Raw genomic sequence first — 14,611 nt, 5'->3', positions numbered from 1 at the left:
GCTCAGTCGGTAGAGCACATGACTTTTAATCATGGTGTCCGGGGTTCGATCCCCCGGTGAGCCACCAATATGATAAATAAATATGCTGAATTAGATATGAGCTAAATCAAAGCAAGCACGTATAATATGATTCAGTTATTTTCGTGTCTGAAAATGAAGTTTTAAATTATGCGGGAGTGGCTCAGTGGTAGAGCGTCACCTTGCCAAGGTGAACGTCGCGAGTTCGAATCTCGTCTTCCGCTCCAATATGCGGGTGTAACTCAATGGTAGAGTGCTAGCCTTCCAAGCTAGTTACGAGGGTTCGATTCCCTTCACCCGCTCCAAATATGGTGGATGTAGTTCAGTTGGTAGAGCGCCAGATTGTGGTTCTGGTTGTCGTGGGTTCGAGTCCCATCCTCCACCCCAGATGATATAGATAAGAAAACCTTTTGTTTTTATAAACAGAAGGTTTTCTTATTATTTAATATAAAAATAACATCATACTAAATTTATTTTAATCATAGTATAATTAAATAAAGCTGTGGATAAAAACTTATAAAATCAAATAGTTAGTAACATATTAGGATTATAAGTGGATAAATTCCAAAGAATTTTAGCTTATATGTGGATAAATATTATATTTAGATAAAATGCTATAATAAATTTTATCTAAGCATGGAGGATAAAATATGATTTTTGATAAAGAAACTAGAGTTGTTGAATTTGTAAGAAGACCTAATAGATTTCAAGGGTATGTAATAATAGATGGTAAAGAAGAGTTAGTGCATGTACCTAATACAGGAAGATGTAGAGAAATTCTCATTCCAGGATGCAGTGTTTTAATAAGAACAGAGAGTGGAGCTAATAGAAAGACTAGATTTAGCTTAATTGGTGGATATAAAAATGGAAAGTTAATAAATATAGATTCTCAAGCTCCAAATAAAATTGTAGAAGAAGCATTAATAAATAAGAAGATTAAAGGATTAGAAAGCTATACGACTATATGTAGAGAGAAAACTTTTGGCAATAGTAGATTTGATTTTAAGTTAACTAATGATAATGGAGAAGAATATTACTTAGAGGTTAAAGGGGTAACTTTAGAGGAAAATGGACACAGTATGTTTCCAGATGCACCTACAGATAGAGGTCGTAAACATCTTTTAGAATTAATAGAGGTGAAAAATTCAGGTAGAGGTGCAGGAGTTATATTTTTAATTCAAATGAATAATATAAGTACTTTTAAGCCAAATGAAAAAATGGATAAGGCATTTGCAGATGCATTAAGGTTTGCTAAAGAAAATGGAGTTGACGTATATGCCTATGAGTGTAGTTTAGGTGAAAATTTTATAGAACTTACTAAACCAGTAGAGGTTTTAGTATCTATTTAAATATGTAATAAATGAGTGTAGTACTATTTGAAATTTAAAATCTATAAAGCTAAATATTATGATAATATAGTAATGTAATCAGATATCTAAACAATTTCTAAAACATAATATTTTCCTTTTCATGGCTCAACGTGCATATGTTGGGCTTTTTTAAAGAGATTTTGTTTATGTAGAAAGTTAATTAAAATTTAAAATACAAAAATAAGTATAGGTAATAAAGTTTACCTATACTTATTTTTTTAAAAATACATTAAAAATTATTTTAATCTAGTTAAACTAATTTTCAATACATCATTAGTGTAGTTTACATCCACTGAATCAGTCATCATGCCTACTAAACTTAATTCAGAAGAGGAATCATTATCTCCATTAAGAGCCCAATAATATTCCTCAATATCTTGTCTTCTTGGCATATTTAACTGAGATGTCAAATCATTTAGTGTTTGTTCACTGATATCAGGATTTACACTGGTAAAACTGATATAGGTAATATCACCCTTGGTATTAAAATCTATATGTAGATCACTACAGCCAATTCTAACTAAGTAGCTAGTTAGCTCACCAAGTATTTTTATATTTCTTTGACGTAAGTGTTTCATAATTAATATTCCTTTCTAAATGCAGAAATTAGTGGTAGCAAGAACATACATACAAGACCACCAGAAAAGCCATTATTGTATAAAATCATTCCACCGTGTAAGTATGTAATATTCATTACTAGGCAAGCATGTAATACTCCTGCAATTATTCCCCACAGCCATCCAAAAGAACCTGCAATTGGAGCTAAAGTTGTGCCAAAAAGTAAACTTAGAATAACGCTAGGTGAATTTATTTCCCAAATATTAAAGAAAGTACACAATATTATACCAAACATTATGGGAATTATATTTTTCAAGTGCTTACCAAAGGCTCCAAACCCAACAATAGTTAATATACCACCTAAAGTTGGACCATTCAAGTCACCATTTACTAAAACCACTAAAAACATTGAAAAGAGTCCTAGAATCCCCATATTTATTAAAGTAATTCCTTCACCAAAAATAAGATAAAAATCTGTAAGTAATCTACCAGAATGTCTCGTTATTTTTGTAATGTTTTTAAAGCTATTACCATTATAGTGAAAACCTAAAATTATCATAGCTAGAAATATTATTGAGAATAATATCATAAAAGGAAAATTATTACCTGTAGACCATATGAGTCTACTTTCAAAGTCAATACCCAAAGCTCTAAGCAAAGACATTAATATTGTACCAATTAGTCCTGCAGCTAGACCTACATTATAAAGGCTATATCCCTGATGTATTCTCATACAAGCAGAAGCTAAGGGCGGAAGTAAAAAACCTATTACTATACTAATAAGTATACCTATTATAACAGATAGATAAATGGGTATTGTATTAGTACCTATCAGTTGAATTAAAGCTGGAGATAATGTTGTTCCAAAAAGTGCAGTAACTATATAATTGGAGAAGGGTTGTTTTTGAAATCTGGAATACAACCAAATGCCAAATATAATAGGCCAGATATTTAAGATATTTTTACCAAAGAGAGAAAAACCACTTACTGTAAATATACCTGAAATTATAGTTCCTGAAGGTTTAACGTTTAAAAAAATTAGCATAGTTATATAAAATATAATCAAAAGTGCACAATTTATGAAGGTAGCACCAACACCGCCAATTTCCATGTAATCTGTAATGAGTATATCTGGATTTAAGATTATATTTCTTAAACCAATGAATATCTCATTTGGTGAGTTAAAAAGAAAAGAGACCATTATTAATATTCCACTAAGACATAAAAATAGTTTATAGGGAAGTGGAATTCTAGTGGTAAAGTCTTTTATAATAATCAACTCCTTTGAATTTATTTACACTTTTCAAATAAAAGTGTATATTTTTAATATATAAGGCTTTACTTCTATAGTATATCAATTTTTTTAGATCATAACTATAGTATTTATATTACAGTTATATCAATTATAAGTATAAGTTGGCGTATATGTAATATTATTTTATAAACTAGTTTAATTATGTAGGTAAAATATTTTAAAATAGAAAGAGGAAATAGAAATGGTAATGGACATAGTAGTTTACAATTGTGAGAAATGCCCCGATTTTAAACAAAATAAATGTGATGGAAAGGAAGTTAATTGTATGTGCAAAAAATGTCCTAGAAACTTAGGACAATGCTTAATTGTTAGATATTGTAGAGAAACAGAATCAGTTTTAGATTGTTTTGACTATTAAATTTTAAATTAGGTATAAAACATAGAATAATACAAAAGATATATTATTATAATACATAGGAGTGTTAAAGGAATGGTGTCTAATGAGATTAAAAGTAGAATTGCTCAAAACTGTTCATTTTATAATGAGAGATCATATTATCCAGATAAAATAATTATGCAACTAGAACAAAGTTGTAATAATTGCTCTAATTTTGTAAGAGGACACTGTGTAAAAGACATATTTGATGAAATATATGAAGAAATCAGATTAAATTAAGTATGAAATTTCCAAAAACTTAATAAAAATTTAAATTATAATAATATATCCCAATATTTAATTTATTTTGGTTGAGAAAGCTATTGAAAAATGTTAAAATGTAATTGATTTCAAATCAGATATTGGAAATAATAAAGTTTACTTTATTTTAGGAGGGTTAATCATGCACAAGAGATTATTTATACCAGGTCCAGTAGATGTGGCACAAGACGTATTAGAAAAAATGGCTACACCTATGATAGGACACAGAAGCAAAGAGGCATCAAGAGTACAAAGACAAATTAGTGATTACATGAGAGTTATCTTTAATACAAAGGAAGAAATATTACTTTCAACTACTTCTGGTAGTGGACTTATGGAAGGTGCTATACGTTCATGCACAGCTAAAAGAGCTGCAGTTTTTGCTGTAGGTGCTTTCGGTAAGAGATGGTATGAAATGGCTGTAGCTAACAATGTACCAGCTGACTTATATGAAGTTGAATGGGGTCAACCAACAACTCCAGAACAAGTAGATGAAGTTTTAGCAACTGGAAAATATGACTTAATAACAGTTACTCACAATGAAACTTCAACTGGTGTTATGAACCCACTAGATGAAATAGCTAAAGTAGTAAAAAAATATCCAGATGTTGTATTCTGCTTAGATACTGTAAGCTCAGCTGCAGGAACAGAATTAAAAGTAGATGAATGGGGAGTTGACATCTGTATAACATCAACTCAAAAAGCTATAGGACTTCCTCCAGGAATGTCAATGTGTACTTTCTCTAAGAAAGCTATAGAGAGAGCTAAACAAGTTCCACATAGAGGAATATACTTAGATCTTTTAGGGTTATATGAATACATTCAAAAGAAAGACTATCAATATCCTTCAACACCTTCATTATCTCACATGTTTGCGTTAGAATATCAACTTGATAAGATAATAAACAAAGAAGGTCTTGAAAATAGATATGCAAGACATATAGCAGGTGGAGAAATTGTTAGAGCATGGGCTAGAAAATACTTTGAAATATTACCAGATGAAAGATACATGTCTAACACTTTAACTAACATAAAAAATACTAGAAATATTGATGTTGCAGCTTTAAATAAAGCTCTAGGAGAAAGAGGATATCAAATTTCTAATGGATATGGAAAGTTAAAAGATAAGACTTTCAGAATAGCTCACATGGCAGAAACTACTCCAGCAGAAATTGAAGAGTTATTAAAGAACATTAATGAAATATTAGGACTTGAATAATAAACATAAACAATTAAGAAGGGGTAATTCCCTTCTTAATTTTCAATTAATAATATAGATTTAGTAGATATAAATTTATTACTTATACTAAATAAAGCTAAGCATTAGATAATTAATTATAAATTAATTTTATTTTAGGAGGGTATCATCATGATAAGAGTATTAGTTACTGATGGCATGGAAAAAAGTGGAGTACAGGCATTAAAGGATAATGGATATGAAGTTATAGAGAAATTCTATGAGCCTGAGGAATTAGGAGTAGCTTTGCAAAACTTTGATGTAGTGGTAGTAAGAAGTGCTACAAAGGTTAGACAACCAATAATAGATAAAGCTTGTGAAACAGGAAGATTAAAGTTAGTAATCCGTGGTGGAGTAGGTGTAGATAACATAGATGTAGCATATGCTACTGAAAAAGGAATAAGAGTTGCTAACACTCCTAACTCTAGTAGTGCATCAGTTGCAGAACTTGCACTAGCTCATATGTTTGCAGTTTCTAGATTTGTAAGTACTGCAAATGTTACTATGAGAGAAGGAAAATGGGAAAAGAAAAAGTATGAAGGTATTGAGTTAAGTGGAAAAACTTTAGGATTAATAGGATTCGGAAGAATTTCTAAATGCCTAGCTCAAAAAGCTGAAGTACTAGGAATGAAAATTATGTACACAGATATCCTTGGTAAAGCTGAAGGACATGATAAATATGAATTTGGTACTTTAGAAGAAGTATTAGCTAATTCTGATTATGTATCTCTTCATATACCATTTATAAAAGAGCAAGGAGCTACAATTGGTAAAGCTCAACTTGATATGATGAAAGATGGAGCTATACTAATTAACTGTGCTAGAGGCGGAGTTGTAGATGAAGCTGCTTTACTTGAAGCTTTAAATAGCGGAAAATTAAGAGGTGCAGGTGTTGATGTATTCGAAATTGAACCAACTAAGAATGAAGAATTAGTTAACCATCCAAGAGTATCAGTTACACCACACATAGGTGCAGCTACAGTAGAAGCTCAAACAAGAATAGGTGAAGAAATAGTTCAAACTATATTCGATTTCTTTAAATAATATTAATTACGTAGGAGGAAATAATATGGCAGTTGTAAGACCCTTTAAAGGCATAAGACCAACAAAAGAGCTAGTTGACAAAGTAGCAGCTCTTCCTTATGATGTTATGAACACAGAAGAAGCTAGAGAAATGGTTAAAAGAAACCCTTACTCTTTTTTACACGTTGACAAAGCTCAAATTGATTTACCAGTAGAAACTAATCAATATGATGAAATAGTTTATAACACAGCTAGAAAAACTTTAGACAAAATGAGAGAAGACGGAACTTACATTCAAGACAAAGCTCCAAGCATGTATATTTATAGACAAATCATGGATGGAAGAGTTCAAACTGGTATAGTTGGATGTACTTCTATAGATGATTATATGAATGATATAATCAAAAAACATGAACATACTAGAGCTGAGAAAGAGCAAGACAGAATTAATCACGTTGACCATTGTAATGCAAATACAGGTCCAATATTCTTAACATACAAGAATGTAGGAGAAATCGATGAAATAGTTTCTACATGGACTGCTAAAGAACCAGAATATAATTTCGTTTCTGAAGATGGAATATCTCATATTGTATGGGTTATAAATGACACTGAAATTGTAAAAAGATTAGAAGAGTTATTTAAGTCAGTTAAATATTTATATATAGCTGATGGTCACCATAGAGCTGCTTCTGCTGTAAAAGTTGGTAAAATGAGAAGAGAAGCAAATCCGAGCTACACAGGAGAAGAAGAATTCAACTTCTTCCTATCAGTTATATTCCCAGCAGATGATTTATATGTAATGGATTATAACAGAGTAGTAAAAGATTTAAATGGAAATTCTAGTGAAGAATTCTTAAAGAAAGTTGCTGAGAAGTTCACAGTAGAAGAGTATGAATGTGAAGGACAATACAGACCAGAAGGAAAAGGTCATTTTGGAATGTATTTAGATAACAAGTGGTATAAGTTGACTGCTATAGATGGAACTTTTGACTCAAAAGATCCAGTTAAGAGCTTAGATGTATCTATACTACAAGAAAACCTTCTAAGACCAATACTTGCTATAGAAGATCCAAGAACAAGTGATAGAATAGATTTTGTTGGTGGAATTAGGGGTCTTAAAGAACTTGAAAGAAGAGTAGCTGAAGGCATGAAAATTGCGTTCTCTATGAATCCTACAAGCATAGAAGAACTTATGAACATTGCTGATGCTGGAGAAGTTATGCCTCCTAAATCAACCTGGTTTGAACCAAAATTAAGAAGTGGAATATTTGTTCACGAATTAAGCTAGGGTAAATTAAAGATAAAACTTATTTATATCTTATCTAAATATAAAAGCTAAATCCTATAAAAGTAACTATATTTTTTAGGATTTAGCTTTTATTTTAGTATTTAAAGTTATAAACATAAAATAAGAAATACTTTATATAAATACATAGTTGAATTATATTAGTAAAAAATATAAAATTGATATGTTCAGGGAATAAAAATTTATGTATTTATTTATAATTTGAAAGGAATAGTTAAAAATATCTTTAAGGTTATAAAGTAAATACCACATATTAAGGAGATGCAAAAATGTTACAACATTCATTATCAAGAACAGAGCTATTAATAGGAAAAGATGGTTTAAATAAATTAAGAGATAGTAAAGTTATAGTATTTGGAATAGGTGGAGTAGGAAGTTTTACAGTGGAAGCTTTAGTAAGAGCAGGTGTTGGAACTATTGTTTTAGTTGATGATGATACTATTTGTTTAACTAATCTAAATAGACAAATTCATGCAACCTATGATACTGTAGGAAAAGTAAAGGTTGAATCTATGAAAGATAGGGTTCTTTCGATTAATAAAAAGTGTAATGTTATAACTCATCAAGTTTTTGTTACTAAAGAAAATATTCCAGAAATAATTACTGATGATGTCGACTATGTAGTAGATGCTATAGATACTGTATCAGCTAAAATTGCGCTAGTAGAGTATTGTAATGAAAAAGGCATAAAAATAATGTGTTCTATGGGAACAGGAAATAAATTTGATCCTACGCAATTTAAAATTGCAGATATATATGATACTAAAGTATGTCCACTTGCAAAAGTTATGAGGCATGAACTTAGAAAAAGAGAGATTAGATCTCTTAAGGTAGTTTACTCTGAAGAGATGCCGACAAAGCCAAAGCTAGATGATGTGATTACTTGCAAAACAGGGTGTGTATGTACAGGTGGAACTAAAAAGTGTGCTATAAAAAGACAAATACCAGGGAGTATATCTTTTGTGCCACCAGTGGCAGGAATGATAATAGGTGGAGAAGTAATAAAGGACTTACTTAAAGAAAGCTAATTGCAAGCAATCTAATATAAAACCGATATTAGGTAAACCTAACTTTAGGAGAGTGTAATTGCTTAATTAAGTTTATAGTTTTATAATATAAAAATCCGTCAATATAATACTTGACGGATTCTTATTATAAAAAATTCTGTTTAACCGATGGTTACTTGCCCTAATATTTCCACTTTTTTATGAAAGATAAGGTCAAGTACGTCCACGGATAACAATTTATAAAGATTAAAGCTCTAGGAATTCAGCTTATTTAGCCAGTTTATATAATGCTAAAGCGTAAATCTCTGTAGCTTTAACTAAATCATGCATAGTTATAAATTCATTAGGCTGATGTTCTGTTTTTTCTGATGTAGGGAATACCATACCAAAGGCTACACAGTTATCTATGGCTCTAGCATAAGTAGCTCCACCAGATGATTCTGGTACTCCATTATATCCAGTTTCCTCATCATATACTTCCTTTAATGTTTTAATTAAGAAATGATCTGCAGGAACATATATAGAATCCATCCAATCAAATTCATTATATTCTAAGCCATATTCTAAAGCTTTTTCCTTTATAGGATTAACTATATCTTCTTTTTTATAAGTAACAGGAATCCTAATATCTAAAGAGATAGTTTCTGTATCTTCATTTAAATCAATTTTACCTACATTTACAGTTAGTTTGCCAGATACATCTTCACAGTTAGGTATTAGATTTTTAATAGCAACATCCTCTCCAATAACATTAGCTATGAATTTTATTGAGTTAGAAGTAGAGCCCATTTTCTCTAAAGCTATAGCAAGTCTAGAAATGGCATTTATACCTTCAGCACTATCTGCAGAGTGAACACCCTTTCCAATTACTGAAATAGAGTCTTCATTTAAGGTATATTTATAATTTAAACTATCTAATATATTTTTTAAAGAATTGATTTCCTCAGAAGTTCCTGTGTAGGCAGCATTGTCAGGGACTGAGTTAAATGCATTTCCGGCACTTAGAACTAAATCAGAACTTTTTTTGCAAGTTAAAGTTGATTGAAGCAAGCCCTTTTCTGCATTTATGCAGAAGAACTCACTGTCAGGAGTTATTCCCATAGCAGGAATCTCTTCACCATTCTCTTTATATTTATTAATACCTCTCCAAAGATTTTCTTCATCTGTTCCAAATATGAATCTTATTCTTTTATTTAATTTTATTCCTAAATCTAATAGAGCTTTTACTGCATATATACAAGCTATAGTAGGACCTTTATCATCTTGAGTTCCTCTTCCATATAATTTATCATCAACTATAGTTAATTCATATGGTGGGTATGTCCAAGAATTCAAATCTCCTTCAGGTACTACATCTAAATGGCCAAGAACTCCAACTAATTCTTCACCTTCCCCAACTTCTGCATAACCATAGTAACCATCCTTATCATAGTAAGTTTTAAAACCTAAGGATTCACATAAATTTAAAGTGCTTTTTAGACAATCATCTATATTTTTACCAAATACATAATTAGGATCATCTTCATCTATAACGCTTCTAAAACTTACAGCTTCCTTTATAGATTCTATGAGCTCAGGTATTAACTCGCTGACTCTTCCTTTTATTTCTTCTTTTTTTACCATGAGACTATCCCCTTTCATTTTAAACAAGCTATATATATTGTTAATATATATGAAATTAAGGATAATATATCCTATAGTTTAAATTAAACATAGATAATAAGATATGTCAACATAGGTACATTAATGTAGTTAATAGCAATGTATATCTCTTAGTTAATCCATATATTAAATAATAAATTTTTACTAGGAGAAAAAAGAACTTAAGAATTATAACTTATTAAATAATTCTTAAGTTCTTTTATGATTAAAGGATTAATATTACCACTGATTTAAAAAATCATATAAAGCTGGATATACATTTAAGCTGCTCATCATACTCATATATTCGCTCATAGCATCCATATCTTCATCCTTTTCTTTAATAGCTCTAATCATTAAGTTCTTAGGAGTTTCAAGAGGCGATATATATTCTACCACAGAAACTTTATATCCCTTTGCTTTAAGCATTAAAGATCTCATACCATCGGTTAATATATCAGCCATTCTTGCTTTAAAGATTCCATGGTCAAGAATACTTTTAAATGGGGCATAAGAATATTGATTTAACATCTCTCTATGACAACATGGTACTGCAATTATTATATCTGACTCAACTCTTATTCCTAAGGCTAATGCCATATCAGTTGCAGTGTCGCAAGCATGTAGAGAGATCACCACATTTATTTTCTTATCGGGATTATAATCTTTTATATCAATAGCATGAAATTCCATGTTTCTATATCCAAGATTTTTAGCCATATTTTTAGAAGTATCTATTACAGTTTCTGAATAATCTAAACCAATAAAATGACATTTTCGCTTTTTAACCTCAGTTAAATAGTAGTTTAGAACAAAGGATAAGTAGGATTTGCCACATCCACAATCTAATATATTAATAACTTTATTCTTAGGAAGTTCATCTAGTATACCTTCAAGTAGTTCCACATAATGATCTATTTGATTATATTTTCTTATTTTATCATTTTTTATTTTACCTTCTTTGCTCATAATACCTATTTCTTTTAATAGATTATCAGCTTCACCTACTTTTATATAGTAATTACGGTTTAGTAAGGTTGAAGTACTAGTATTGTGCATGGTTTCTTTCGTTATTTTATTATCTTCCCTAGTGAAATTTGAATTATCTACATCAATAGTTTTCATAGTTACATTTTTATTATTTGCAGTTATTAGAAGAACCTCTCCTCTCTCACTATATGTAAGGGACAAACCTTCATAGTTTAAACATTGCTCAAGTATATTACTAAAGAAGCTTTCTATAGTTAGTTTCTTTGTAACACCATTAAAGTTGTAATTTAACTCTATACCATCTAAAGTAGCTTCACCTTTGAAAGATTTTAAGCCAGATACGAATTCCACATTAACATGCTTAAAAATTGATATGTTTTCTTGAAATCTATTTTGTAATCCCATAAAAAACAGATTAAGTTTATTTATATTGTTCTTATTCATATTTACACCTTCTTTATATTATTTAATGAATTTAATCGATACAATAGCTTATTTTTACTATGATTATGGTTTAAAATGTTAGAAAAGTTTAAGTATACTTATTAATATATAAAATTACAGCATGATTATATTAAATTAAACAGGTTCATATTCTAATTGTTAACCATAATGTTAAGTATAACAAAAGGAATAATTTCAGTGAAGAAGAAATGATTTATAATAAAAAAATTAATTATTTTACTTAATAGTTATAAAAAATAAAGAGTTTAATTCAATAAAAACGTATATTAATTATGATATAATATCATTGAAAAAGGAGTGATGTTAGTGAAGAAAAACAAAAGCCTTGCCGTAACAATATTTATATTTATCATTATGGCCGTAATTGCTATAGTCGATAACACCAAGGGAATATTTGTCCCTGTATTTAAGGAGACTTTTAATACTAATAATACAAGTATGGGCATGCTCTTATCGGTATGTTCTTTAGGATACATAATATTTACTTATATAGGTGGATTACTATGTGAAAAATTTGGACAAAGAAATGTAATCTGTACGGGACTTTTCACTATTATAGCCTCTGTTTTAATAGTAGCTTTTTCTAAAACTTATACAATACTATTGATTGGAATGTTTTTAATAAACATGGGTATTGCTTTTGTAATGATTGGAGTAAACACGCTAATACCAGCACTATTTATTACATTCCAAGCAATAATGATGAATTCAGCTCATTGTTTTTATGGATTTGGATCTACTGTAGGACAATTTGCTATTGGAAACATTTTAGACAATGGAGTAAGTTGGAGAAGTGTATTCTTTGGAATAGCAATGATTTTTATTGTAGTATTAATAATATTTTTCTTTATAAAAATACCTAATTTTAATGTAACTAAAAAAGAAAGTAAATTTAATATAGCTTTAGCTTTTAAAGAAAAGTATATGTATATCTATGCTATAGGATTAGGAACATACGTGTTTGCAGAAATGGGGATGTCTAATTGGATAGTTAATTTCCTTATGGAAAGTTATAACTTTACTAGTAGTAGTGGAGCTATCTTCTTGTCAGTATTTTTCTTTTTACTTACTATAGGTAGATTATTAGGTGGGTTTGTAGCTGAAAAGGTAGGATACTTACAATCAGTTTTATATTCTTTACTAATTGCATGTGTATTATTAATAGTTGCGCTAGTTGTTGGTCATAGTGCTCTCATTTTAATATGTGTAACAGGACTATTTTTTGCAATAGCATATCCTACAGTAGTAGCTACTATTAGTAAAGTTTTTAAAGACAATAGCTCATATATAACAGGATTAATTTTAACTCTATCAAGCACTATAAGCATGATCCTAAATCTGCTCATGGGAAGATTAAATGATATTATAGGTACAACAAAAACTTTTTATTTAATACCAATAAGCTTAAGTGTTTCTATATTGTTTATATTCCTAATATATAGAGGAAATTATAGTATTTTTAAAAGGGGAGGTAATGAAGTTGAGCAGTGAAAGGGCAGTAAGTATTAGTAATGCAACTGATGAAGCAAATAAATATATAATAAGAGATTCATCTGGAATTATAGTAGGAAGATTTATAATCTTAGATTTAGATGATGAGAACAAAGGTGTAATAATAAAATTGAAATTTTATAAAAGTGGAGGAGATGCTAATAAAACATTACAAGATGCCCTAAAGTTGATGTTAAATAATTTAATAAAAAGCAAAGGTCTTCATAAAGTAAATATCATCTGTGATGAAAAAATAAGTTTAACTCCTTTTACAAACTTAGGATTTCAATTAGAAGGATATATATCAGATAGTATTATAACAAAATTTAAATATGAAGGCAGTTTATTATTTGGAATAGTAGAAGAAGAATTTTATAATAACTCATATAAGAAGGAGCTAGCAATTCAAGGAGATAAAATAAGTATAAGAGTTCTTAACTCCGATGATGCAAGTGTTTTATTAGATTATTATACGAGAAATAAGGCTTTCCTATCTAAATTTGAACCACATAGAGATGAAGAGTTTTATACAGTAGAAGTTCAAAAGCAATCTTTAATAGAAAACTATAAAGAATTTATTAAGGGCGAGGGAGCTCACTTTGGAATATATAAAGCAGATAAGATGATAGGAAGAATACGTATATACAATATAGTGCATGGTGTATTTAAGAGTGCATTCATAGGATACTCTATGGATGAACAATATCAAGGAAATGGATATATGAAAGAAGCTGTTAGTTTAGTTGTAAGATATGCATATGAAGAATTAGGACTTCATAGAATAGAAGCAACAACTTTAGTTGACAATGAAAAGTCACAAAGAGTTTTAAGAGCATGTGGATTTAATGAACTAGGTACATGTAAAGAATATCTACATATAAATGGAAAATGGAGAGATCATGTTATATTTTATAAAAATAATAAATAGATTATCTTAACTATAGAAACTAATTAGTTTAATTTAAATTTGTTATACATCATCTATATTAAAGGTGGTGTATTTTTATTGTTTGAGTTATTAGATATAAGGTGATGTTCTATTTAAGTATATAATTTTCTCAGGAGAGAATTATTTTACTACCTATACGTTAGAATTTTACCTAGCTTCCTATATAAATATTTATATAGGATTATAGCCATATAAGGTAATATTTATATAAGAAACTATTTAACTATTTAAATAGTTGTTCTATTCACACAGGTTTCAAGGGGTTGCTGTTTTAATGATGGTATTAAATATATTGAAAGGTGAAGAAATAACAATGATATTGTTAGTGGATTTAACTAGAATAAAAAGTTAAATTAATATATGGTATTTCAAATAAATAGTAAAAACGATAGAATATATACTGATACTTTACCTAGTGTATCAACATTAGAAAAACTTAGTATTTTAATGAAAGTAAAAGATTTATAAGGATAGTTGTACATAAAAAGAATATTAGGTGGTTTTTGCAAGAATAAATCATGATAAGATAAGTTTTGTCGCTGAGAGATGCGGCAACAAACGACAAGAAATTAAGAAAAAAACTTCTTAAAAAAATGTTGAC

13 protein-coding genes and 3 tRNA genes are annotated in these 14,611 nt (G+C 29.2%); 12 read left to right on the top strand and 4 right to left on the bottom strand.

The window, feature by feature from the left end:
- Positions 1-170: 170 nt before the first annotated feature.
- The 4 genes from ABDZ93_RS18115 to sfsA all read left to right on the top strand — a co-directional run bounded on the left by ABDZ93_RS18115 (position 171) and on the right by sfsA (position 1,367).
- A tRNA-Gly gene (locus ABDZ93_RS18115) sits at positions 171-245 on the top strand.
- 4 nt (positions 246-249) lie between these two features.
- Positions 250-323: transfer RNA gene (locus ABDZ93_RS18110), tRNA-Gly, on the top strand.
- Positions 324-329: 6 nt separating this feature from the next.
- A tRNA-His gene (locus ABDZ93_RS18105) sits at positions 330-405 on the top strand.
- 263 nt (positions 406-668) lie between these two features.
- The gene (sfsA, locus tag ABDZ93_RS18100; RefSeq protein ID WP_343827926.1) at positions 669-1,367 is read left to right on the top strand and encodes a DNA/RNA nuclease SfsA; all 699 of its coding nucleotides are present in this window, start codon (positions 669-671) and stop codon (positions 1,365-1,367) included.
- Positions 1,368-1,624: 257 nt separating this feature from the next.
- Here sfsA and ABDZ93_RS18095 read toward each other — a convergent pair whose 3' ends face one another.
- On the bottom strand, positions 1,625-1,966 hold the full coding sequence (locus ABDZ93_RS18095; RefSeq protein ID WP_343827925.1) for a hypothetical protein: 342 nt from the start codon (positions 1,964-1,966) through the stop codon (positions 1,625-1,627).
- Positions 1,967-1,968: 2 nt separating this feature from the next.
- Positions 1,969-3,147 carry a DUF1576 domain-containing protein gene (locus tag ABDZ93_RS18090; protein ID WP_343827924.1) on the bottom strand — a complete coding sequence of 393 codons (1,179 nt, stop codon included), beginning with the start codon at positions 3,145-3,147 and terminating at the stop codon, positions 1,969-1,971.
- A gap of 295 nt (positions 3,148-3,442) precedes the next feature.
- Here ABDZ93_RS18090 and ABDZ93_RS18085 point away from each other — a divergent pair, with 295 nt between their 5' ends.
- The 6 genes from ABDZ93_RS18085 (at position 3,443) to ABDZ93_RS18060 (ending at position 8,495) form a co-directional block, all read left to right on the top strand.
- The gene (locus tag ABDZ93_RS18085; RefSeq protein ID WP_167403159.1) at positions 3,443-3,619 is read left to right on the top strand and encodes a hypothetical protein; all 177 of its coding nucleotides are present in this window, start codon (positions 3,443-3,445) and stop codon (positions 3,617-3,619) included.
- A gap of 72 nt (positions 3,620-3,691) precedes the next feature.
- Positions 3,692-3,877 (top strand): hypothetical protein, encoded by a 186-nt coding sequence (locus ABDZ93_RS18080; RefSeq protein WP_343827923.1) that lies wholly within the window; start codon positions 3,692-3,694, stop codon positions 3,875-3,877.
- Positions 3,878-4,040: 163 nt separating this feature from the next.
- Complete coding sequence (locus ABDZ93_RS18075) at positions 4,041-5,117, top strand: pyridoxal-phosphate-dependent aminotransferase family protein (RefSeq protein WP_343827922.1); 1,077 nt, start codon at positions 4,041-4,043, stop codon at positions 5,115-5,117.
- A gap of 150 nt (positions 5,118-5,267) precedes the next feature.
- Positions 5,268-6,179, top strand: a complete 912-nt coding sequence (locus ABDZ93_RS18070) for a D-2-hydroxyacid dehydrogenase (protein ID WP_343827921.1) — start codon at positions 5,268-5,270, stop codon at positions 6,177-6,179.
- Positions 6,180-6,204: 25 nt separating this feature from the next.
- The gene (locus ABDZ93_RS18065) at positions 6,205-7,449 is read left to right on the top strand and encodes a DUF1015 domain-containing protein (protein ID WP_343827920.1); all 1,245 of its coding nucleotides are present in this window, start codon (positions 6,205-6,207) and stop codon (positions 7,447-7,449) included.
- Positions 7,450-7,736: 287 nt separating this feature from the next.
- Positions 7,737-8,495: a tRNA threonylcarbamoyladenosine dehydratase gene (locus ABDZ93_RS18060; RefSeq protein WP_343827919.1), complete on the top strand. Its 759-nt coding sequence runs from the start codon at positions 7,737-7,739 to the stop codon at positions 8,493-8,495.
- Positions 8,496-8,741: 246 nt separating this feature from the next.
- Here the strand turns inward: ABDZ93_RS18060 and ABDZ93_RS18055 are convergent, their stop codons facing one another.
- The gene (locus ABDZ93_RS18055) at positions 8,742-10,097 is read right to left on the bottom strand and encodes a M20 family metallopeptidase (protein ID WP_343827918.1); all 1,356 of its coding nucleotides are present in this window, start codon (positions 10,095-10,097) and stop codon (positions 8,742-8,744) included.
- 258 nt (positions 10,098-10,355) lie between these two features.
- Positions 10,356-11,549 (bottom strand): class I SAM-dependent methyltransferase, encoded by a 1,194-nt coding sequence (locus tag ABDZ93_RS18050; protein WP_343827917.1) that lies wholly within the window; start codon positions 11,547-11,549, stop codon positions 10,356-10,358.
- A gap of 327 nt (positions 11,550-11,876) precedes the next feature.
- Here ABDZ93_RS18050 and ABDZ93_RS18045 point away from each other — a divergent pair, with 327 nt between their 5' ends.
- On the top strand, positions 11,877-13,061 hold the full coding sequence (locus ABDZ93_RS18045; protein ID WP_343827916.1) for an MFS transporter: 1,185 nt from the start codon (positions 11,877-11,879) through the stop codon (positions 13,059-13,061).
- On the top strand, positions 13,051-13,989 hold the full coding sequence (locus ABDZ93_RS18040) for a GNAT family N-acetyltransferase (protein WP_343827915.1): 939 nt from the start codon (positions 13,051-13,053) through the stop codon (positions 13,987-13,989). The genes ABDZ93_RS18045 and ABDZ93_RS18040 overlap by 11 nt, the downstream gene beginning before the upstream one ends.
- The last annotated feature ends 622 nt before the right edge of the window (positions 13,990-14,611 follow it).

Source organism: Clostridium subterminale (genome assembly GCF_039521425.1).
Classification (GTDB): domain Bacteria; phylum Bacillota; class Clostridia; order Clostridiales; family Clostridiaceae; genus Clostridium_J; species Clostridium_J subterminale.
The sequence above is the reverse complement of the archived record's forward strand: the minus strand, read 5'-3'. Positions and strand labels throughout refer to the sequence as shown.